This is a genomic window from Shinella sp. HZN7, assembly GCF_001652565.1.
GTDB classification, from domain to species: domain Bacteria; phylum Pseudomonadota; class Alphaproteobacteria; order Rhizobiales; family Rhizobiaceae; genus Shinella; species Shinella granuli.
Genome location: NZ_CP015736.1, coordinates 3526795 through 3547114, shown reverse-complemented (window position 1 = coordinate 3547114; position 20320 = coordinate 3526795). Strand labels below are relative to the sequence as shown.

Below are 20320 nucleotides of genomic sequence, written 5' to 3'. Positions count from 1 at the left end.
GCTTTTCGGGCACCGCCGGCATTCCTCACGTTCAGGCGATCGCTTCCATCGAACCACCGACGGGAATGGCCGGCGCCGTCTTGTTGTCGGTGATGACGAGGTCGTAGCCGCCGCCGTCCTTCAGCCGCCACTGGCCGCCGACGAGTGGCGTCTTGGCCACGTTCTTCGCCGCGAAGGGCGGCAGGCCCGCGCCGTCCCAGGCGATGGTGCCGACCAGCGTGTCGAGCCGTGTCGTGGCGATGGCGGCGGCCACCGCATCGCCGTCCGTCGGGTCCTCGGCGCGATTGATCGCATCGACCGCCAGTTCGAAGAGCGCGTGGGCGAAGCCGATCGGCTGCGTCCACGGCCGGCCGGTCGCCCTGGTGAAGGCGGCGGCGACCTCGGCCGAGCTTTCACCCGTCAGCGAGGATTGGAACGGATGGCTCGGCGACCACCAGACTTCGGAGGAAAGGTTGTGCCCGGCCGCGCCGAGCGCCTCCACCGCCTGCGGGAAGAGCAGCGCCTTGCCGATCGAGGCGACCTTCGGCAGGAAACCCTGCTGCCGCGCCTGGTTCCAGAAGGTGGTGAAGTCCGGCGGGATGACGACGCCGGTGACGATCTCGCATTCGCCGGCCTTGAAGGCGTTGATCTGCGCGGAAAAATCGTCGGTCATGTTCTGGTAGCGGCCGGGGTCGTTGAGGGCATAGCCCATCTTCTCCAGCACGGGCGGGAAGCCGACGGTCTTGTCGCCCCAGGCATTGCCGTCGCCGTCGTTGGGGAAGAGGCCGCCGACCTTGCGGTTGGTCTCCACCTGCGCCCACATGTTGGTGAAGACGGCGATGACGTCCTCCAGCCCCCAGAAGAAGTGATAGGCATAATCGAAGGGCTTCCAGGCGGCCGGATCGCCGGGATTGCCCTGCTGTCCGATGAACCACGGCTGCCAGGGCGCGACGGTGGAGATGCAGGGCATGCCCTCCGCCTCGCAGGTCGTTGCGACGGGATTGGTCGTCTCCGGCGTCGAGGCGACGAGCACCAGGTTGACCTCGTCGTCGACGATGAGCTGCTTGGCGACTTCCGCCGCGCGGTTGGGGTTCGACTGGCTGTCCTTGACGACGATCTCGTAGTTCAGCCCCTTCGATTTCGCGACCGCCAGAAAGCTGTCGATGACGAAGCTGTCGGCCTCGCCGAAGGCGGCGAGCGGGCCGGTCTGCGGGCTCACATAGCCGAGCTTGACCGGCGCGTTCTGCGCCAATGCCGGCATGGCAAGGCCGGATGTCAGGGCGGCGGCGCTGCCTGCGGCCGTCGTCTTCAGGAAATCGCGTCTCGTCAGCATGGGTCCTCCTCCCGTTTCCCCTCCTCCCGAGGGGTGTTGTCAGTCCGGCCGTCTGCCCTCCCAGGCATCCTGCAGCAGAGCGCGGATCGACGGACGGTCGATCGGGCGCGGATTTCGATAGGGGTTTTGCGTGGCGATCTCGGCGGTAAGGTCGAGATCCTTCTCCGAAAGCCCGAGGTCCTTCAACGCCAGCGGCGCGCCCGCCGCCCTTGCGAAATCCCACAGCCCGCCGCCGACCGATCCGCCGAAAATCTCCGCCACCGGGGCAGTAAGGTCCGGCACGGCGACGGCGTTGAAGGCTGCGGTGTGCGGCAGCATGATCGCGTGCGTATCGGCATGCGGCGTGTCGAACGTGCCGCCGAGCGTGTGGCAGATCTTGTGATGCAGCGCCATGCCGACGGTGCCGAGCACTGTGCCGCAGAGCCAGGCGCCGTAAAGCGCCTCCGCCCGCGCTTCGCCGTCCTCGGGCGTCGCCACGATCGCCGGCAGGCTCCTCTTGAAGGCGCGCAGGCCCTCGGCGGCCATCAGAGAGGAGACGGGGTTGCGATCTTCGGCATAGAGCGCCTCGACGGCATGGGCCATGGCGTTGAGCCCGCTCGTCACGCTCATGCCGACCGGCAGGCCGAGGGTCAGCGCCGGATCGTAGATCACCACTTCCGGCAGGATGGCGGCGCTGCGCACCGTCGTCTTGCGCCCGCCTTCCGTCTGGCCGAGGATCGGGGTCACCTCCGAGCCGGCATAGGTGGTGGGAATGACGATCTGCGGCAGGTCGGTGCGGTAGGCGATCGCCTTGCCGAGCCCCGTCGTCGAGCCGCCGCCGAGCGAAACCACGCAATCGGCCCCCGTCTGGCGCACGATCTCCATCGCCCTTTCCGTCACCTCGACGGGCGTGTGCATCACCGCCCCGGCGAAGATGCCGGCCGCGCGGCTCCCGAGTGTTTCCGACAGCTTTTCGGCGTCGGCCCGCTGGTGCGGCGTCGAGAGAACGAGGGCGCGGCGGCAGCCGATGCGGTCGATCCATTCGCCGACCGTTCCGGCCTTGCCAGACCCGAAGACGATATGCGCCGGGCTGGTCGAGTAGACGAAATCGCGGGTCATGTCCTGGCTCCCTGTTTTGCGCGCGCCAGCACGAAGGTGAAATCGAGCCGCCAGCAGGGTTTGTCCCCCATGCGCTCGAAGCGGCAGACGAGTTCCGGCTTGACGGCGAAGAGCGGGTCTTCGCCAAGGTGCGGGTCGCTGCCGTCATAGAGATGGGTGACGAGCGTCTCGAAGCCCGCCGCCGTGACCATGAATTGCAGATGCGCCGGGCGGCGCAGCGGCAGGCCGGCCTTCAGCAGCAGCGCGCCGACCGGTCCGTCCTCCGGCACGCCGTAGCCGGCAGGCCGCACGGTGAGGTAATGGAAACGGCCCTCGTCATCCGTGCGGAAAAGGCCGCGCAGGTTGAATTCCGGCTGCAGGTCGGGCTGTTGATTCTCGTAGAGGCCGGCGGCGTTGGCCTGCCAGGTGATGATTTCGGCGTCCGCTATGGCTTTTCCGTCGAGATCCTGCACGCGGCCGGAGACGGAAAGCCGTTCACCAACGCCGTCGAGCGAGATGTCGCTGCCGAGGGCGCGGGCGGGCACGTCGGCGCGGAAGAAGGGACCGCGCAGCGTGCCCGGCGTCGCCTGTTTCGGGCGGTGGGCGTTGACCTCTTCGACAAGGGCCGTCGCGCCGAGCAGGTCCGACAGCAGCACCCATTCCTGACGCCGGTCGTCCGAGGCGTGGCCGACCTCCGTCAGGAAGGCGATGAGGTTGCGCCACTCGGCCGGCGTCGGCTTCAGTTCGCGGATGAGGGCGTGGAGGTGGGTGACCGCGCCGATCAGCGCCTGCCGCAACGGCCCGTCGCCGGCGGCCGCAAGCCGCCGCGAAAACACCTCCGACGAGGTGAGGGTGTCGACAGGGGATGCCATCGGTCCCGCCATGCTTCGTCCTCCAACATGGGAAGACGGTAGCAAAGCGCCGCAGTGGCATTGATGATTTTATTCCCGAACAATATAACGGATCGTTATGAAGATAGACGAGCGCCACCTGATCCAGCTCGCCGCCGTCGTCAAGACGGGCGGCGTCACCGAGGGCGCGGCGCTGCTGGGCCTTGCCCAGCCCGCCGTCTCGCGCACCCTCTCCATGCTGGAAAAACGGCTCGGTGAACCGCTGTTCGTCAAAGGCCGCCGCCCGCTGCAGCCAACGCCGCTCGGCCGGGCGCTCGCCGATCATGGTCAGGTCATGCTCGCCGCCTCGCGCAAGGCGTCGGATACGATCGAGAGTTTTCGCGTGGGCAAAGGCGGCACGGTGCGCATCGGTGGCACGCCCTTCTTCATGGACGCGCTGATCTCAGGCATGATCGCGACCTTCCAGACCCGGCACCCGGACGTGCGCATCGACCAGATCTACGGCTATTTCCCCGATCTCAGGGCCGCCTTGAAGGCCGACCAGATCGATCTCGCCATCTGCCCGATCGACATCCTCGACGAGGGCTCCGGCCTCGAATTCCAGCAGATCCTTCCCGGCCGCAACGTCATCGCCTGCCGCGTCACGCACCCGCTTCTGCTGAAACGCCGGCTGCAGCCCTCGCATCTCCTGGACTATCCCTGGGTCGCGCCGCCGCCCGGCAGCCCGCTGCTCGCGGACCTGCGCAGCATGCTGCTTTCCTTCGGCGCAACGGAACTGCGCATCCGCTACACGGGGGGCTCGCTGTTCAGCGTCATCAATTACCTCAAGGGCACGGACGCGCTCACCGTGCTGCCGCACGGCGTCGTCTTCGCCCAGCGCAATGAAAAGTCGATCACCGCGCTGCCCGTCAACGTGCCTCACCCCGAACGCGCGCTCGGCCTCCTGAAACGTGCCGATGCGCCGCGCATGCCGGCGGTCGATCATTTCGCCCGCCATGTGCAGGTCGGTTTCGACATGCTCAAGCACCTCATCAAGCGGCACGAGGAAGCGGTCGTCTGGGGCGTTTGAAGGATCCCGCGACACGGGCGGCGAGGCTGCCGGGGCGGGAACGGCCGTGCTGATCAGTGCCTTCCGGCGGCCAGCAGATGCCGGACGCGGGGCGGTTCCTCGCCCCTATGGTGCCGGCGCACGTCCTCCTGGAGATCGGCGTCCGCCTTGGAGATGCGGCGGTGCTGGCGTAGGTGCTCGGCCCAGGATTCGACGAAGAACCATTCGAGGAAGATTTTCGGATCGGCCGCGTCCTCCGTCACGCCCCAGCCATAGGCGCCGTCGCGCCGCCGTTCGGCGGAGAAGCGATGCAGCGCGTCGAGGAAAGCCGCACGGTCGGCATCCTCGATGCGGTATTCCACGGTGATCAGCACGGGGCCGCGGTCATGGTCGACGGGGTCGGCGGTCAGTGGTTCGGGCCAATGGTTGGAGGGCACGAGGTCGGCCTCGCCCTTGGGCAGGCGCAGCCGATGGAAGAGGAGGCCGGCGACGACGAGCCCGATGGCTGCGACGAGCAGGGTCGTGGCGATGCCGAGGGCTTCGGCGATGGTGCCCCAGGCGAGGCTGCCGGCGGTCATCGCCCCGTTGAACACGGTGAGATAGATGGCGAGCGAGCGGCCGCGCACCCAGTTGGGCAGCACGGACTGGGCCGTGCCGTTGAGCGTGGTGAGCGCCGTGATCCAGCCTGCGCCGAGGACGAGCAGCAGCAGGACCGCCACCCATTGCGGCGGGGCGAGGGAGAGCGCGGCCATCACCAGGGCCACGGCGAGAGCCGCCAGCAGCATCAGCCCGTCCACGTCGAGCCGGGTGCGCAGCAGCGGCATCAGGAAGGCCCCGCCGATCGCGCCGGCCCCGACCGCGCCGAGCAGGATGCCGTAGAAGCCCGCCGTGCCGCCGAGAAGGTTGCGCGCCACCAGCGGCAGCAGCGCCCAGACCGTGCTGGAGAAGGCGAAGAACACGGCCGCCCGCACCAGGACGACATGCAGCTCCCGGCTCGACCGGGCATAGCGCAGGCCGGCGCGGAAGGCGCCGAAGAAGCGCTCGGAGAGCGCGTCCTCGTCCGCCGCTTTTCGTCGCCACCACAGGAGGGCGGAAACGACGAAGACATAGCTGATGACGTCGACGCCATAGGTGACGGCCGCACCGAAGGAGGCGAGCAGGGCGCCGCCGAGCGCCGGGCCGATGGCCCGCGAGATGTTGATGCCGAGCGAGTTGAGGGCAATGGCGCCCTTGACGTCGGCCCTGGTCACCAGTTCCGGCACGATCGCCTGCCAGGTGGGGGCCATCAGCGCCGCGCCGATGCCGCCGACGAAGGTGAAGGCGACGAGCGAGGTGACGGTTTGCAGGCCCGTTGCCGACAGGGCCAGCAGGCAGAGGCTCGCCGAGGCGAGAATGAGCTGGATGGCGATCAGGAATTTCCGGCGATCGAGGATATCCGAGAGCACGCCCGCCGGGATCGCCAGCAGGAAGATCGGGAAGGTGGACGCGGCCTGGATGAGCGCCACCGCCGCCGGCGCCGCCGAAAGGTCCGTCACCAGCCAGGAGCTGGCGACATCGCGCACGAAGGTGCCGATATTGCCGATGACCGTCGCCGCCCAGAGGATGGCGAAGACCTTCTGGCGCAGCGGGGCGAAGGCGCCCGCGCGGGCGGTGTCGGCGGCTCCGGCCATCAGCTCCAGTCCTCCTTCGCGCCATTCTTCCAGCGGTAGAGATCATACCAGGCGACGAGCACGAAGGCACCGGCAAGGCCGAGATGCTCGAAGAAGGAATTGGTCGCCATCATGCGCGGCATGCCTGGCGGCATTTCCCAGAAGCGCAACGCGATGAAGGTCGCCATCAGCGTGAAGCCGGCGAGCGCCAGCGCGCCGATCCAGCGCCAGAAGCCGGAGAGCACCATGGCCGAGCAGACGAGCTCGAAGAAGATGACGGCCGCGGCGATGGGGGCGGCGGGGGTGAGGCCGAAATGCTCCATCTCGGCGATGGCGCCGTTGAAGTCGAAGAGCTTCATCACGCTGCCCTGGATATAGGCGGCGCAGAGGCCGAGCAGCGCGATCCAGCGCACCGGATGGTTGATGACGAAGGGGGCGCAGACCCTGGCCGCGCGCTGTTCCATGGTTCCAGGCATGACGTTCATCTCTTTGTTGTTCTGCAATTCCGGACCTCACACCGCCCAGCAGGCGCAGCCGAGCGCGCCGAAGAAGCCCCTGAGATCGCCGACCGGCAGTTTCGCCGCCCAGGCGGCCGCGTGGTCGTGGCCGTGCACGCCGCAGGAACTGGCGCAGCCGCAGGTCGAGATCGCCGCCCGGCGCAGCGAGCGCTTGCCCGCGCCCTCTGGCTCCGCCCAGGCCGCATAGCCGCCAAACGTCCTGGCCGGCGACCAGTCGGGCATGGCGGGCGGCACGGGGTTCTCGTCGAGCGATGCGAAATCGCCCGCACCATGGACGATCTTCCCGCCGACCATCGTGAGGTCGGATGTCAGGAAGGAAATCTCGTCTTCCGCGCAGGCGAAAAAATCCTTGTCGGGGATGATGAGATCGGCGAACTGGCCGGCTTCGATGCGGCCCTTGCTGCCTTCCTCGTTGGAGAACCAGGTGACGTTTTCCGTCCACATCCTGAGCGCCGTTTCGCGGTCGAGGCAGTTGCGGCGCGGATAGAGCGCCGTGCCGCCCACGGTCTTTCCGGTGATCATCCAGGCGAGCGAGACCCAGGGATTGTAGGAGGCGACGCGGGTCGCGTCTGTGCCGGCGGAGACCTTGACGCCCTTTTCCAGCATGCGGGCGATCGGCGGTGTCGCTTCCGCGGCCGCATGGCCGTAGCGCTCGACGAAATATTCGCCCTGATAGGCCATGCGGTGCTGCACGGCGATGCCGCCGCCGAGCGCCGCCACGCGGTCGATCGAGCGTTCCGAAATCGTCTCGGCATGGTCGAAGAACCAGTTGAGGCCCTGGAGCGGAATGTCGCGGTCGACCTTTTCGAACACGTCGAGCGCGCGGGTGATCGTCTCGTCATAGGTGGCGTGCAGGCGCCAGGGCCAGCGGTTCTCCGCCAGGATGCGCACGACCGCCTCGAGGTCGCCTTCCATTTCCGGCGGCATGTCCGGCCGGGGTTCGCGGAAATCCTCGAAATCGGCGGCGGAGAAGACGAGCATTTCGCCCGCGCCGTTGTGGCGGAAATAGTCGTTGCCCTGCTTGTATTTGACCGATTTCGTCCAGTTGAGGAAGTCTTCCTTCTCCTCCTTCGGCTTCTGGGTGAAGAGGTTGTAGGCCAGCCGCACGGTCATCTGGTTCTCGTCGGCGAGCTTCTGGATGACGGCATAGTCGTCCGGATAGTTCTGGAAGCCGCCGCCGGCATCGATGACGGAGGTGATGCCGAGCCGGTTCAATTCGCGCATGAAATGCCGGGTGGAGTTGACCTGGTAGTCGAAGGGCAGCTTCGGCCCCTTGGCGAGCGTCGAGTAGAGGATGCCGGCATTGGGTTTTGCCAGAAGCAGGCCGGTCGGGTTGCCGTTCGCATCGCGGGTGATCTCGCCGCCCGGCGGGTTCGGCGTGTCCCTGGTGTAGCCGACGGCTCTGAGCGCGGCGCCGTTCAGCAGCGCCCGGTCGTAGAGGTGCAGCAGGAAGACGGGCGTATCGGGCGCGGCGGCATTGATCTCGTCGAGCGTCGGCAGGCGCTTTTCGGCGAACTGGTGCTCGGTGAAGCCGCCGACGACGCGCACCCATTGCGGTGGCGGCGTATTCGCCACCTGCCGCTTCAGCATGTCCATCGCATCGGCGAGCGAGCGCACGCCGTCCCAGCGCAGCTCCATGTTGAAGTTCAGGCCTCCGCGCACGACGTGGGTATGGTTGTCGCAAAGGCCTGGCAGCACGCCGCGGCCCTTGAGGTCGATGATCCGTGTCTTGGGCCCGGCGAACGCCATGACCTCCTGCTCCTCGCCGACGGCGCGGAACGTGCCGTCGGCAATCGCGACGGCGCTCGCCTTCGGCTTGCTGCGGTCGAGGGTCGTGAAGCGGCCGTTGCGGAGGATGAGGTCGGCGGTCATCGGGCGGGGCTCCTGTTGGGCATGCGCGGCAACGCCGCTGCCCAGGGTGAGGGCAGCGGCCGTCGCACCCAGAAAGTTGCGGCGTGTCGGCATCATGTCTGTTTCCTGTCCGAGGGTTCGCCGCCCTTCGGCAATTCGCCGAAGACATGCGGCTTGACGTGATGGTGCAGCCAGGAATGACCTGCCGCCTCCCGGTTCCAGAGCGATCTGGCGAGCGGCACGATCTGTTCCCCGGCAAGCATGCCGAAGAGGCCGACCAGCGCCACCACCGGCGGGGCGGGAGAGCGCACGTTGATGAGGCTGTAGATCACGCCGACGAGCAGGCCGGCACCGAGCGAGAGCAGGTAGAGTTTCATCGCGGCTTCCTTCCATAACGGATCGGAGCCCTTGCGCAGATGGGTGCGGAAGGGCGGGGCACGCGGCTCAATGCCCTTCGGAGGCGCCGAACATGGTCTTGGCGTAGGTGATGCCGAGGCCGTAGGCGCCGCCGAATTTTTTCGCGATGCCGGTCGTCATGTCGTAGGTTTCGGCCCGGGCCCAGTCGCGCTGCAGCTCCAGCAGGTATTGCAGCGCGGTCATCGGGCGCACGCCCGCCTGCACCATGCGATCCATGGCGCGGTCATGCGCCTCGGCGGAGATGTCGCCGCAGGCATCGGCAATGACATAGACCTCGAACCCCTGGTCGAGTGCCGAAAGGGCCGGACCGACGATGCAGACCGAGGTCCACAGGCCGCACATGACCAGGCGCGTCTTGCCGATACGGTTGACCTCGGCGATCACCGCGGCGTCCTCCCAGGTGTTCATGGAGGTGCGGTCGAGCAACGGCTGGCCGGCAAAGGCCTCGGTGATCTCGCTGAACATCGGGCCCGAAAAGGTCTTTTCCGCCACCGTCGTCAGGATGGTCGGCACGCCGAATCCCTTCGCGCCATGGGCGACGAGCGCCGCATTGTTGCGCAGGCTCACCGCATCGATCGATTTGGTCGCAAAGGACATCTGCGACTGGAAGTCGATCATGATCAGCGCGTGGTCCGTGGGGGATATCAGAAGGCCGCCGGGGGTGGGCGTGGCGTTCGGGGACATGGGCTCTTCCCTTTCTGGATGCCGGTTGCAGGGTTTCCGGCCCCGGACTATGCCTCCGCGCTTTGCGCCGTTCTTGTCGCCTATGTTTGTCTTTTGAACATTTCGCCAGGTTTCTGGGTTGCATGCATTCGCATCTGCACGCCGGCGCAAAGCCTGCGGCTGTCCGCGGGCCGAGGGGCAATCACTAAAACAGGGATATCAGGGCCGGTTGTCGCGGCGAAACCGCGCCGGTGTCTCGCCGGTCACCGCGGAGAAGGTCTTCGTCAGGTGGCTCTGGTCGGCGAAACCGCAGTTGATGGCGATCTCGGCGATGGGGATATTCGTGCGCAGCAGGTCCTTGGCATGGGCAACGCGGTATTCGGTGAGCCAGCGCGCGGGCGTGCGCCCGAAGCTCGCCTTGAAGGCCTTGATGAAGTAGCTCGGCGACAGCGCGCAGCTTTCCGCCAGCTCCGCAATCGAGAACCGGCCGTCGAGGCGGGTGGCGAGGAATTCCAGGGCGCGTTTTTCCTGCCAGGGCGCCAGCGTGCCCTTGCGTTCGGCGGGGAAATAGATGCCGCCATAGGTCTGCGTCAGATGGGTGAGGATGGCAAGGCTCACCTGGTCGACGAACAGGCGGCTGGCCTCTCGCGGCCGCTCCAGCGCCGGCAGCAGCGCCTGGGCCAGGCCGAGCACGACGGCATCGACCGTGCCCGGCGGGCATTTGAAGCCGGACAGTTCCGGCCGGCCGAGTTCCGCGGCGAAGGCGCGCACATGCCAGAAGGGGATCTGGAAGCGCACATTGTCGAAGGGCGAGAGATGGTGGCAACGCCATTCCTCGCGCAGGTCGGTGATCGCGAGCGCCCCCTTGGGATGGCCGCCCTCGAAGACCAGCGCCTCTCCCCGCCACAGCCTGTGCAGCCGGAAGTCGCGCAATTGCGTGATGACATGGAAGGCTTCCTCGCGCGCATTCGCCGGGCCGGGGGCAGGTTCGTCCCGGTCGCAGCTCAGCCGTGTGATGACGAGGGGCGTCGCATGCAGGACCGACCGGTGCAGGGAGGTCGTGCCGATCGAATCTTCTTCGTTTATCGTGTCCTCCCGTGATTGACTGATGGACGGAACCAGCGTGCGTGTTCCTCCCGCTGAAGCAAAGGGGTCTCCTCAGTGGAGGCGCCGGTGGCGCCCGGCCGGCGCGCCGGCTGCGGCATCGTCATGCGTTTCGCCGTAGTGATGCAGGAGATGGGCGCAGACGGCGACCGCCATATGGCGCAGCAGCGCCGGCGGCGAGGCCTGCCGGCCACCGCCGAGCAGGGCGAGCAGGGCCGTCCCGAGATTGTTCAGCACGCTGTCCGGCCTGCCCCGCCGGCAGGCCAGCCGGCGTATCTTCATTCCCGACGACAACGAGGCCGCCTCGTCGAAGAGTGTCTTCGGCAGCACGAAGGCCAGCACGTCCAGCCGGCTGTGCTGGCGAATGGCGGCGCCCTCGTCGAGATCGACGAGGCAGATCGAGCCGCGCTCGTAGCGGCGGACCGGCGCGCACGTTCCGTCCTGCCGGATGTCGGCATGCTCCACATCGTCCAGATAGAGCATGAGGAAATAGGCGCTGCAGGCGGGAAGGCGGATGTCGCGCGCCTCTCCCGCGTTGAGATCCTTGCAGATGCTCGTGACGGAGAAGGTCGCGGACCTGATGGGGACGGTGGTGAGGCTCGGGGCTTCGGGTGTTCCGAAGCAGAGGCCCACACAGCTGAGTTCTTTACCTGGAAACGTCAACGGCACACTCTCAATCACGCCGGTGGGACGATATCACCGGGGAGAAACCGGATTATTGTGCGACCTTAGTTCAGCCTGCCGCAACACGCAACGCTCGGCCAGAATGGTCGATAATTGCGATATCATCAATAATAAATGCCTGATTATGTCTATTCTGATGGAGCGATGTTGGGCCTATCTCTGTGCAACTAAGACATCCACGAGCGAGGACAACACCATGCTTACCCAGATCAAAGGCTTGCATCACGTCACCTCCATGGCCGCCGATGCCCAGGAAAACAACGACTTCTTCACCAAGACGCTCGGCCTGCGCCGCGTCAAGAAGACCGTCAATTTCGATGCGCCGGACGTCTATCATCTCTATTACGGCGACGAGACCGGCTCGGCCGGCACGGTCATGACCTACTTTCCCTTCCCGCACATCGCCAAGGGTAATCGCGGGGCGGGGGAAGTCTCCGAAACCGTGTTCTCCGTGCCGAAGGGGTCGCTCGGCTACTGGAAGGAACGGTTTGCCGAAAAGGGGCTTGCCGGCCTTGCCGCGGATGAAGCCTTCGGCGAGAAGCGCCTGCGCTTCCTCGGCCCTGATGGTGACGGCTTTGCCCTTGCCGAGGTCGACGGCGACAGGCGCCTGCCCTTTGCCGGCGGGCCGGTGCCGGGCGACGACGGCGTGCACGGGTTCCATGGCGTGACCATGCGGCTGCGCGACGACGGTGCCACGGGCGAACTGCTGAAGTTCATGGGTTATGAGGAAGTCGACCGCCGCGGCGGCCTGACCCGCTATGCCGTCAAGGGGGGCAACGGCGCCGATTTCGTCGATCTCGAAGTGCTGCCCGGCGCGCCGGCGGCGCGGCAGGGGGCCGGATCCGTCCACCATGTCGCCTTCGCGGTCGAGGACCGCGCGGCGCAGGCCGAGGTGCGCAAGGCGCTGATGGATACCGGCTACCATGTCACCCCGGTCATCGACCGCGACTATTTCTTCGCCATCTACTTCCGCACGCCCGGCGGCGTGCTGTTCGAGGTGGCGACGAACGAGCCCGGCTTCAACCGCGACGAGGATACCGCCCATCTCGGCGCGGCGCTGAAGCTTCCGCGCCAGCACGCCCATCTGCGCGAGCGGATCGAGGAGATCCTGCCGCCCATCGTCGACTAAAGGATTCCCGATGAAATCCGGCTCGCCGGGATTGCTCCCGGCCGCCTGCCGCCGGCACTGTCCGGCGGTTTCCTGCTTCGTTCATGCATCTCCGCCTGCCGCCCGAAGCGCTCCTGCGGATTTGCCCTAAAGGAGATTCACATGTCCCGTGACGCCTACCACCACGTCTCCAAAGCGCCGGCACCCGGCGCGCCGCTCGTTTTCGCCTTCCACGGCACGGGCGGCGACGAGCATCAGTTCACCGGCCTTATCGGCCAGATCCTGCCAGCCGCCGGCATCGTCTCGCCCCGCGGCGACGTGTCCGAACATGGAGCGAACCGCTTTTTCCGCCGCAAGGCGGAAGGGGTCTATGATATGGCGGACCTCGCCGTGCGCACGCGCAGGATGACGGATTTCATCCATGCCCACAAGCAGGCCAATCCGGGTGCGCCGATCTACGGCCTCGGCTATTCCAACGGCGCGAACATCCTTGCCTCGGTGCTTTTCGAGGCGCCGGACCTTTTCGACCGCGCGGTGCTGATGCATCCGCTGATCCCCTGGACGCCGGCGTCCAACCCGGCGCTCCAGGGCCGGGAGGTCCTGATCACCGCCGGGCGGCGCGATCCGATCTGCCCGCTGCCGCTCACCGAAGGGCTTGTCGCCTATCTCGAAGCGCAAGGCGCGAAAGTCGACCTCGTGCTGCATGACGGGGGTCACGAGGTGCGGCAGCAGGAGATCGACGCCATCGCGGCCGTCCTGACCCGGACGATATAGGCCGCTCCGCCCGGTGGACCGGCAAAGCGATCCGCGACCTTCCACCGGTCTTCGCGCGAGCACTAAGGATTATTCCCGCCTCCGGGCCGGGCGGGGGCCTGGTCGAACCGGGCCTTCAAGATAGGGGCGGGCCCAGAGCGCTTGCCTGCCGGTCCGGATGTCCCGGTGCGACGTTCAACTGTTCGAGCAGCGTTCCGTGGTACTCCCAGAATCCTGCGATGAAACGCTCCGCAAGCTGGTTGTCCGTTGCATCGCTGCGGCGGATCGCCAGGAAACCGGCATCGACGAAGTCGGAGAAGGGGCGGACCACGACGCCTCTGCCCTGGTAATCCGTGGCGGAGGACGGGTCGATGATCGTGATGCCGACGCCTTCCGACACCAGCGTCAGCGCGGTGTGGGAGAGGCGTGTCTCGATCGTTGAAGCCCTCGGAATGCCCGCCAGCGCGACCTCGACCCGCATTGCAAACAGCGTGCCCGGTTCCAGCGTGATCATGTGCTCGCCTTCCAGATCGGCCGGCCCGATCCGGGATCGGGCGGCGAGCCTGTGGCCCTCCGGCATGGCGACCACGGCCGCGACCGGGCGGGATTCCGTCAGGAAGCCGGGGCGGTCGAGCGGGCCGTCGGCAAAGCCGAGATCGGCCTGGCCGGAGGCGACGGCCTCGATGACCATGGTCGAGGGAATGCCGCTCAGGGAGACGTGGATGTTCGGGCGGTCGCGCAGGAAGCGCGCGAGGTAGCGCGGCATGATGCCGTTGGCGAGCGCGGGCATCACGGCGATGCGCAGCATGCCGGCATTCTGCCGGCCGATCTCCTCGGCAAAGGCCTTGATGCGGTTGAGCCCGACATAGGCGCGCTCCACCTCCCTGAGCAGCGTGGTGGCCTCCGGGGTCGGAACGAGCTGGTTGCCGCGCCGCTCGAACAGCCGAAGCTTCAGGTCGATCTCGAAGTCCCGGATCAGCCGGCTCACCGCCGGCTGGGTAATCGCCATCAGCTCGGCCGCCGCGGTCATCTTGCCGGTGAGCATGACCAGGCGGAACGCTTCGACCTGCCGCAGATTCATGCGGGCCTCCATAATATTTGGTTATTCTCTACCTTGAATTTCGAATTTGACGGTATGGAGTGCCGCCTGCCAAAGTCAAGCCCATAACGCGCCGGCACGTCATCGGCGCAAGGGAACGGACCAGGTGGACGCGTGGGCGCTTACTTCGACTTGATGGGTTTTGCCGATGGTGGCTGGGGCGTCGACATGCTCCGCGCCACGGCCGTCACGCTTGCCGTGGCGCTTGCCGGTTTCGGGCTCGGCTCGCTTTTCGGCATGCTCTCGGCGGCCGCCTCGCTCTCGCAGATCCCGTCGCTGCGCCATCTTGCCGATGGATATACGACCGTGCTGCGCGGCGTGCCTGATCTTCTGGTCATCTACCTGTTCTATTTCGGCGGCAGCGCCGTCATCACGCAGCTTGGCCACCTGTTCGGCGCGCAAGGGTTCGTGAGCGCGCCGGTGTTCCTGACCGGCGCCATGGCGATCGGCGTCGTGTCCGGCGCCTATCAGGCGGAGGTCTTTCGCGGTGCGGTGCTCGCGCTGTCGCGCGGCGAGATCGAGGCGGCCAAGGCCTACGGGATGGGAACGTTTCTCCGCTTCCGGCGCATCATCCTGCCGCAGGCGGCCCGTTTTGCGATCCCCGGGCTTGGCAATGTCTGGCAGCTGGTCCTGAAGGAATCGGCCCTCATTTCCGTCGTCGGGCTTGTCGAGCTGATGCGCCAGGCGCAGATCGGCGCCGGCTCGACCCGCAAGCCGTTCACCTTCTTCCTGACGGCCGGCGTGCTCTACCTGGTGATCAGCCTCGTTTCCGGCGCCGCCTTCCGGGCCGCCGAAGCGCGCGCGATGCGCGGCATCCGGAGGGCGTCATGAACCTCTTCGACATCCCGTTCCTCGTCGACAATTTCCTTGCCCTGTGCCGCGGCATTCCCCTCACGCTGCAGTTGACGGTGCTCTCGGTCACCTCGGGCGCGGTTCTTGCCATGCTGCTTGCGGGCCTTCGCCTCTCCGGCAACCGGGTGCTCGACGGTCTCGCCCGGGGTTATATCTTCGTCTTCCGCGGCACGCCGCTGCTCGTCCAGCTCTACATCATCTATTACGGGCTCAGCCAGTTTCCGGAGCTGCGCAGGAGTTTCGCCTGGCCGTTCCTGCGCGAGCCCTACTGGTGTGCGTCGCTGGCGCTCTGTCTCAACACGGCCGCCTACAGCGCCGAGATCATTCGCGGCGGCGTCATCGCCGTCCCGCTCGGGCAGATCGAGGCGGCGAAGGCCTATGGCATGGGCCGCCTCACGCTCCTGCGCCGGATCATCGCGCCGCAGGCCCTCCGCCTGATGCTGCCTGCCTATTCGAACGAACTGATCCTCGTCGTGAAGTCGACCGCACTCGCCTCCACCATCACGATGATGGAAGTCACCGGAATTGCCGCCAAGCTGATCTCGGCCAGCTACCGGCCCGTCGAGATCTTCATCTGCGCCGGCGCGATCTACCTTCTTCTGAATTTTTCCATCACGCGGTTGCTCCGGTTCTTCGAGCACCGGCTTTCCCGCGACCAGCGCCCCCATGTCGTCGCGACCGGAGAACAGGCATGACAGACCAGATCCGCATCCCGGCCGTGGAAATCGCGCGCCTGGAGAAATGCTACGGCCCGCTCAAGGTCCTTCACGACGTTTCCCTCACGGCGCAGCCCGGGGAGGTGATCTCCATCCTCGGCGCATCCGGATCCGGCAAGTCGACGCTCCTGCGCTGCGTCAACATGCTGGAAGTGCCGAATGCCGGCACGGTCTCGATCTTCGGCGAGGCCTACAGGCTGGATCAGCGCCCCGACCAGCCGGCGCGCGTGGTCGACCGGCGCCAGCTTCAAAGGCTTCGCTCCCAGGCGACGATGGTGTTCCAGTCCTTCAATCTCTGGTCCCACCTGACGATCCTCGAAAACCTCATCGAGGCCCCGGTCCATGTCCAGGGCCGGGACCGCAAGGCATGCATCGCCGAGGCCGAGGCGCTTCTGGAGCGGGTCGGCATCGCCGACAAGCGCCATGCCTATCCGGCGCATCTTTCCGGCGGGCAGCAGCAGCGGGCGGCCATCGCCCGGGCGCTCGCGATGCACCCGAAGATCATGCTGTTCGACGAGCCGACATCGGCACTCGATCCCGAGCTGGTCGCCGAGGTCCTCAAAGTCATGCGGGACCTCGCCGCTGAAGGCCGCACGATGCTCGTCGTCACCCATGAGATGGGCTTTGCCCGCGACGTCTCCAGCCGGGTCGTCTTCCTCCACAAGGGTTACATCGAGGAAGACGGCACGCCAGCGGACGTCTTCTCCCATCCTCGCAGTGAACGTTTCCGGCAGTTCATTTCGACGCATGCCCATTGAGACCGGAGAATAACCAGAGGTGAACCCATGAAATTGACCCTTATCCTGTCGGCGGTGGCACTCGCCGCGTCGCTGCAATCCGCCCATGCGGCGGACAAGATCCGCATCGCGACCGAGGGCGCCTATGCGCCCTGGAACTTCTCCGGCCCCAACGGCACGCTGGAAGGTTTCGAGATCGATCTGGCCAACGACCTGTGCAAGCGGATGAACAGGGAATGCGAGATCGTCGCCCAGAACTGGGACGGGATCATCCCGTCGCTGACGGCGGGCAAGTATGATGCGATCATGGCGGGCATGAGCATCACGCCCAAGCGCGAGGAAGTCATCGCGTTTTCGACGCCCTATGCGGCGGCGATCAATTCCTTCGCCGTGCTCGACGACAGCGATCTCGCCGGGCTGCCGATGGCCGGCAAGCCGCTTTCGGTCGATTCGGAGGCGGCCAGGCCCGTTCTCGAGGAGATCGCCAAGCTGGTTGGCGGCAAGACCGTCGGGGTGCAGGGCTCGACGACCGCCTCCTCCTTCATGGAGCAGTATTTCAAGGATGCGGCGGACGTCCGCGAATACAAGACGACGGAGGAGCACAATTTCGACCTCGTCAGCGGCCGGCTCGATGCCGTCGTCGCCAATGCGACGGTGCTCGCCGCGGCGATGGAGAAGGAAGACATGGCCGGCACGAAGCTCGCCGGCCCGCTGTTCTCCGGCAAGGTGTTCGGCATGATCGGCATCGGCCTGCGCAAGGAAGACACCGCGCTGAAGGCGGATTTCGACGCGGCGATCACGGCCGCCCGTGCGGACGGCACGGTCACGACCCTGTCGGAAAAGTGGTTCAAGCTCGACGTCAGCCCGCAGGACTGACGGCGTCAGAGCAATTCCGGCACATGTGCGACCCGGCTTTGCGTCCGGAATTGCGGTGAAACAGACTCTTGCGCCTATCCGCGTTGCGGGTGGGCGCTTCCCTTCCTTCCAACATCACAGACTGCTGGCATGTGGACCCTACCGGATCAGGAAATTGTCGTCGTCGGAGGCGGCCTTGTCGGCGCGGCCGTCGCATGGGGGCTGGCGCGCAAGGGCCTGGCGCCGCTCGTTCTTGACGGCGAGGACCTGTCGCACCGCGCCTCGCGGGCGAATTTCGCGCTGGTCTGGGTCCAGGGCAAGGGCGTGGGCGCTCCCCACTATGCCCGCTGGACGATCGCCGCCGCCCGCCGGTGGCCGTCCTTCGCGGCCGACCTCCTGGAGACGTCGGGGATCGATGTCGGCCTTCGGCAGAGGGGCGGCTTCACCTTCGCGCTCGCCGGCAGCGAGATGGCGATGTGGACGGAGGAGGTCGGCTGCGTTGCCGAAGCGCTCGGCGAGGATGCGCCCGACCATGCCGTGCTCGACCATGCCGAGACCGCGCGCATGGTGCCCGCGATCGGCAGGGACGTCGTCGGCGCCATCTATTCGCCGCTCGACGGGGACGTGAATTCCCTGCGCCTCTTCCGGGCATTGCATGTCGGCATGCTGAATCTCGGGGCCGCCTACCGGCCGCACAGCGACGTGACCGAGATCGTGCCCAAGGCCGGCGGATTTCTCCTGAAGGGGGCCTGGGGCGAGGTTCTTGCAGGCCGGGTGGTGCTTGCGGCCGGAAACGGCAATACGCGACTTGCGCCGATGGTCGGCCTTTCGGCCCCGACCCTTCAGAGCAAGGGGCAGATCCTCGTGACCGAGAAATGCGCGCCCTTCTTTCCCTATACGTCGACCACCCTGCGGCAGACCGACGAGGGCGGGGTGATGATCGGCGACAGCCAGGAGGCGGATACCAGCTCGATCGCCACCGATCAGGATATCAGCAGCGTGCTTGCCAGCAGGGCGGTCCGGACCTTTCCGCAACTGGCGGCGGTGGATGTCCTGCGCAGTTGGTCCGGCTTCCGGGTCAAGACGCCCGACGGGCTGCCGATCTACGAATGCTCGTCCACCCATCCCGGGGCGTGCCTCGTCATGTGCCATTCCGGCGTGACGCTGGCCCCCAACCACGCCGAGCTTGTTGCCGATGCGATCGTGTCCCGGGACACCACGCTGGCCGGCGGCCTCTTTCCCGGCGGGAGGTTCCATGTTCCGCAAGATTGAAAACCCGAAGGACTTGGTGACCATCGTCGTCGACGGCCGGGAACTTGAGGTCGATGCCACGGCAAGCGTCGCGGCGGCACTGCTTGGCGCGGGCATGACCACGGTGCGGCGCAGCGTCGTCACCGACCAGCCGCGCGGGCCCTATTGCCTGATGGGCATCTGCTTCGAATGCCTGGTGACCATCGACGGCGTGCAGAACCGTCAGGCCTGCATGGTTCCCGTGCGCGATGGAATGACGATCTCCTCGCAACGTGGAGCGCGGACGACACAGGGAGGCGGCCGATGACGCTGACGATTATCCGCAACGCCGACGACCTTTCCGCCCGCTACGACATCGCGATCGTTGGCGCCGGCCCCGCCGGCATGGCGGCCGCGACCGAATGCGCAAGGCTCGGCCTTGCGGTGGTCGTGTTCGACGAGAATGCCGAGGCGGGCGGGCAGATCTACCGTGCTATCGAAAGAAACACGCGCGCCGGGCGCCCCTATCTCGGCAGCGACTACGGACGTGGCGCCGGTCTCTGGGCGGCGTTCTGCGCGACTGCTGCCAGCCATGTTCCCTCCGCCGCGGTCTGGAGCCTGGAGCAACAGGGGGAGGGCGCGGCGGCGCTGGCCGAATTGCGGGTCTCCGTGGCGGGCCGCAGCCGGATTGTCCTCGCACGGCGCGTGATCCTTGCGACGGGCGCGACGGAACGGCCCATGCCGGTGCGGGGATGGACGCTGCCGGGCGTCATGTCCGTCGGGGCCGCGCAGATCGCCCTCAAGGCTTCCGCCCTCCTGCCGGAAGGACCGGTGGTCCTCGCCGGCAGCGGCCCGCTGCTTTATCTCTACGCAGACCAGGTGCTTGCCGCAGGCGGCACGATCGACGCGATCCTCGAAACCACGCCGCGCCGCAACTGGCTTCGCGCCGCCCCGCACGTCTTCTCCTTCCTCGCCTCGCCCTATGCCTGGAAAGGGCTCGGCCTGATGCTCCGGGTCAGGCGGGCGGTCCGGGTGTTTCGCGCTGTCACCGCCCTGGAGATCACCGGCAAGGATCGGGTGGAGGGCGTGACCTTCATGGCCGGCGGCAAGACGGTGTCGCTGCCCGCAAGAAGCGTCTTTCTCCATCAGGGCGTCATTCCCCACGCGAATCTGGCGAATGCCGCGGGCTGCGCGTTGGCCTGGAACGACCGGCAGAAATGTTTCGCGCCGGTCGTCGACGGGGAAGGGCGCAGCACCAGGCCCGCGATTTTCATCGCGGGGGACGGCAACGGTATCGCAGGCGCCGTCGTCGCGGAATTCGACGGCGGGATCGCCGGCATCGCCGCGGGGCTGGAGGTTCTGGGCGCCGGATCGTCCGAGGCGTCGAGACGGTTCGTTCGGCTGCGGAAACGGGCGCTGCGCGGCCGGGCCTTCATCGACCTTGCCTACCAGCCGGCCCTGTCGTTCCGGGCGCCTGCCGCGGGCGATGTCGTCGCCTGCCGGTGCGAGGAGGTTTCCGTCGGCGCCATCCGCGAGGCCGCTGCGCTTGGCGTCGCAGGCCCGAACCAGATGAAGACGATGCTGCGCTGCGGCATGGGACCGTGCCAGGGCCGCATGTGTGCCGCGACCGTCACGGAGCTGCTGGCCGATGCGCAGCAGCGGCATCCGGCCGATGTCGGCACCTATCGCCTTCGCCCGCCGATCAAGCCGGTGCCGCTCTGCGAGATCGCCGCGCTCCCCCATACATCCGAGGCGGTCTACGCCGTGACGGGTGGTCATTCCGGACACTGAACCAC

The 20320-nt window shown here is 66.9% G+C and carries 21 protein-coding genes; 10 read left to right on the top strand and 11 right to left on the bottom strand.

Annotated elements, in window-relative coordinates; all coding sequences use genetic code 11:
* Positions 1–31: 31 nt before the first annotated feature.
* Genes shn_RS17060 through shn_RS17050 form a run of 3 tightly spaced genes read right to left on the bottom strand, consistent with a single transcriptional unit; the run spans position 32 to position 3273 of the window.
* The gene (locus shn_RS17060; RefSeq protein WP_064331477.1) at positions 32–1312 is read right to left on the bottom strand and encodes an ABC transporter substrate-binding protein; all 1281 of its coding nucleotides are present in this window, start codon (positions 1310–1312) and stop codon (positions 32–34) included.
* Positions 1313–1351: 39 nt separating this feature from the next.
* A complete protein-coding gene (locus tag shn_RS17055; RefSeq protein ID WP_064331476.1) occupies positions 1352–2410 on the bottom strand; it encodes a maleylacetate reductase in 1059 nt (352 codons plus the stop codon).
* Positions 2407–3273 carry a dioxygenase gene (locus shn_RS17050; RefSeq protein WP_064331475.1) on the bottom strand — a complete coding sequence of 289 codons (867 nt, stop codon included), beginning with the start codon at positions 3271–3273 and terminating at the stop codon, positions 2407–2409. The genes shn_RS17055 and shn_RS17050 overlap by 4 nt, the downstream gene beginning before the upstream one ends.
* 85 nt (positions 3274–3358) lie before the next feature.
* On the opposite strand from shn_RS17050, the gene shn_RS17045 reads away from it, so the two are divergent.
* Entirely contained in the window at positions 3359–4309 is a 951-nt protein-coding gene (locus shn_RS17045) for a LysR family transcriptional regulator (protein WP_064331474.1), read from the top strand.
* Positions 4310–4362: 53 nt separating this feature from the next.
* Here shn_RS17045 and shn_RS17040 read toward each other — a convergent pair whose 3' ends face one another.
* The 7 genes from shn_RS17040 to shn_RS17010 form a co-directional block, all read right to left on the bottom strand.
* Positions 4363–5958, bottom strand: a complete 1596-nt coding sequence (locus tag shn_RS17040; protein WP_064331473.1) for an MFS transporter — start codon at positions 5956–5958, stop codon at positions 4363–4365.
* Complete coding sequence (locus tag shn_RS17035) at positions 5958–6413, bottom strand: DoxX family protein (RefSeq protein WP_064332664.1); 456 nt, start codon at positions 6411–6413, stop codon at positions 5958–5960. Before shn_RS17035 ends, shn_RS17040 begins: the two co-directional genes overlap by 1 nt.
* Positions 6414–6449: 36 nt before the next feature.
* Positions 6450–8327, bottom strand: a complete 1878-nt coding sequence (locus tag shn_RS17030) for an amidohydrolase (protein ID WP_064332663.1) — start codon at positions 8325–8327, stop codon at positions 6450–6452.
* Positions 8328–8419: 92 nt separating this feature from the next.
* Positions 8420–8683 (bottom strand): XapX domain-containing protein, encoded by a 264-nt coding sequence (locus shn_RS17025; RefSeq protein ID WP_064331472.1) that lies wholly within the window; start codon positions 8681–8683, stop codon positions 8420–8422.
* Positions 8684–8750: 67 nt separating this feature from the next.
* Positions 8751–9407, bottom strand: coding sequence for a hydrolase (locus shn_RS17020; RefSeq protein WP_064331471.1), 657 nt, complete (start codon positions 9405–9407; stop codon positions 8751–8753).
* A 198-nt stretch (positions 9408–9605) separates the two neighbouring features.
* Positions 9606–10319, bottom strand: a complete 714-nt coding sequence (locus shn_RS17015; RefSeq protein WP_371328568.1) for a helix-turn-helix domain-containing protein — start codon at positions 10317–10319, stop codon at positions 9606–9608.
* Positions 10320–10544: 225 nt separating this feature from the next.
* Positions 10545–11123 carry a hypothetical protein gene (locus shn_RS17010; RefSeq protein ID WP_064331469.1) on the bottom strand — a complete coding sequence of 193 codons (579 nt, stop codon included), beginning with the start codon at positions 11121–11123 and terminating at the stop codon, positions 10545–10547.
* Between the two features lie 247 nt (positions 11124–11370).
* Here shn_RS17010 and shn_RS17005 point away from each other — a divergent pair, with 247 nt between their 5' ends.
* A complete protein-coding gene (locus shn_RS17005; RefSeq protein ID WP_064331468.1) occupies positions 11371–12303 on the top strand; it encodes a ring-cleaving dioxygenase in 933 nt (310 codons plus the stop codon).
* Between the two features lie 141 nt (positions 12304–12444).
* The gene (locus tag shn_RS17000) at positions 12445–13056 is read left to right on the top strand and encodes an alpha/beta hydrolase (RefSeq protein ID WP_064331467.1); all 612 of its coding nucleotides are present in this window, start codon (positions 12445–12447) and stop codon (positions 13054–13056) included.
* A gap of 115 nt (positions 13057–13171) precedes the next feature.
* Here the strand turns inward: shn_RS17000 and shn_RS16995 are convergent, their stop codons facing one another.
* On the bottom strand, positions 13172–14116 hold the full coding sequence (locus shn_RS16995) for a LysR substrate-binding domain-containing protein (protein WP_064332662.1): 945 nt from the start codon (positions 14114–14116) through the stop codon (positions 13172–13174).
* A gap of 153 nt (positions 14117–14269) precedes the next feature.
* Between shn_RS16995 and shn_RS16990 the strand changes: the two genes are divergently transcribed.
* The 7 genes from shn_RS16990 to shn_RS16960 all read left to right on the top strand — a co-directional run bounded on the left by shn_RS16990 (position 14270) and on the right by shn_RS16960 (position 20315).
* Positions 14270–14965: an ABC transporter permease gene (locus tag shn_RS16990; protein WP_064331466.1), complete on the top strand. Its 696-nt coding sequence runs from the start codon at positions 14270–14272 to the stop codon at positions 14963–14965.
* Positions 14962–15681 (top strand): ABC transporter permease, encoded by a 720-nt coding sequence (locus tag shn_RS16985; RefSeq protein ID WP_064331465.1) that lies wholly within the window; start codon positions 14962–14964, stop codon positions 15679–15681. Before shn_RS16990 ends, shn_RS16985 begins: the two co-directional genes overlap by 4 nt.
* Positions 15678–16460, top strand: a complete 783-nt coding sequence (locus shn_RS16980; RefSeq protein WP_064331464.1) for an ABC transporter ATP-binding protein — start codon at positions 15678–15680, stop codon at positions 16458–16460. Before shn_RS16985 ends, shn_RS16980 begins: the two co-directional genes overlap by 4 nt.
* Before the next feature lie 27 nt (positions 16461–16487).
* Positions 16488–17315, top strand: a complete 828-nt coding sequence (locus shn_RS16975; RefSeq protein ID WP_064331463.1) for a lysine/arginine/ornithine ABC transporter substrate-binding protein — start codon at positions 16488–16490, stop codon at positions 17313–17315.
* A 129-nt stretch (positions 17316–17444) separates the two neighbouring features.
* Positions 17445–18566 (top strand): FAD-binding oxidoreductase, encoded by a 1122-nt coding sequence (locus tag shn_RS16970; RefSeq protein WP_064331462.1) that lies wholly within the window; start codon positions 17445–17447, stop codon positions 18564–18566.
* Positions 18550–18852 (top strand): (2Fe-2S)-binding protein, encoded by a 303-nt coding sequence (locus shn_RS16965; protein ID WP_064331461.1) that lies wholly within the window; start codon positions 18550–18552, stop codon positions 18850–18852. The genes shn_RS16970 and shn_RS16965 overlap by 17 nt, the downstream gene beginning before the upstream one ends.
* Entirely contained in the window at positions 18849–20315 is a 1467-nt protein-coding gene (locus tag shn_RS16960; RefSeq protein ID WP_064331460.1) for an NAD(P)/FAD-dependent oxidoreductase, read from the top strand. The genes shn_RS16965 and shn_RS16960 overlap by 4 nt, the downstream gene beginning before the upstream one ends.
* Positions 20316–20320: the final 5 nt, after the last annotated feature.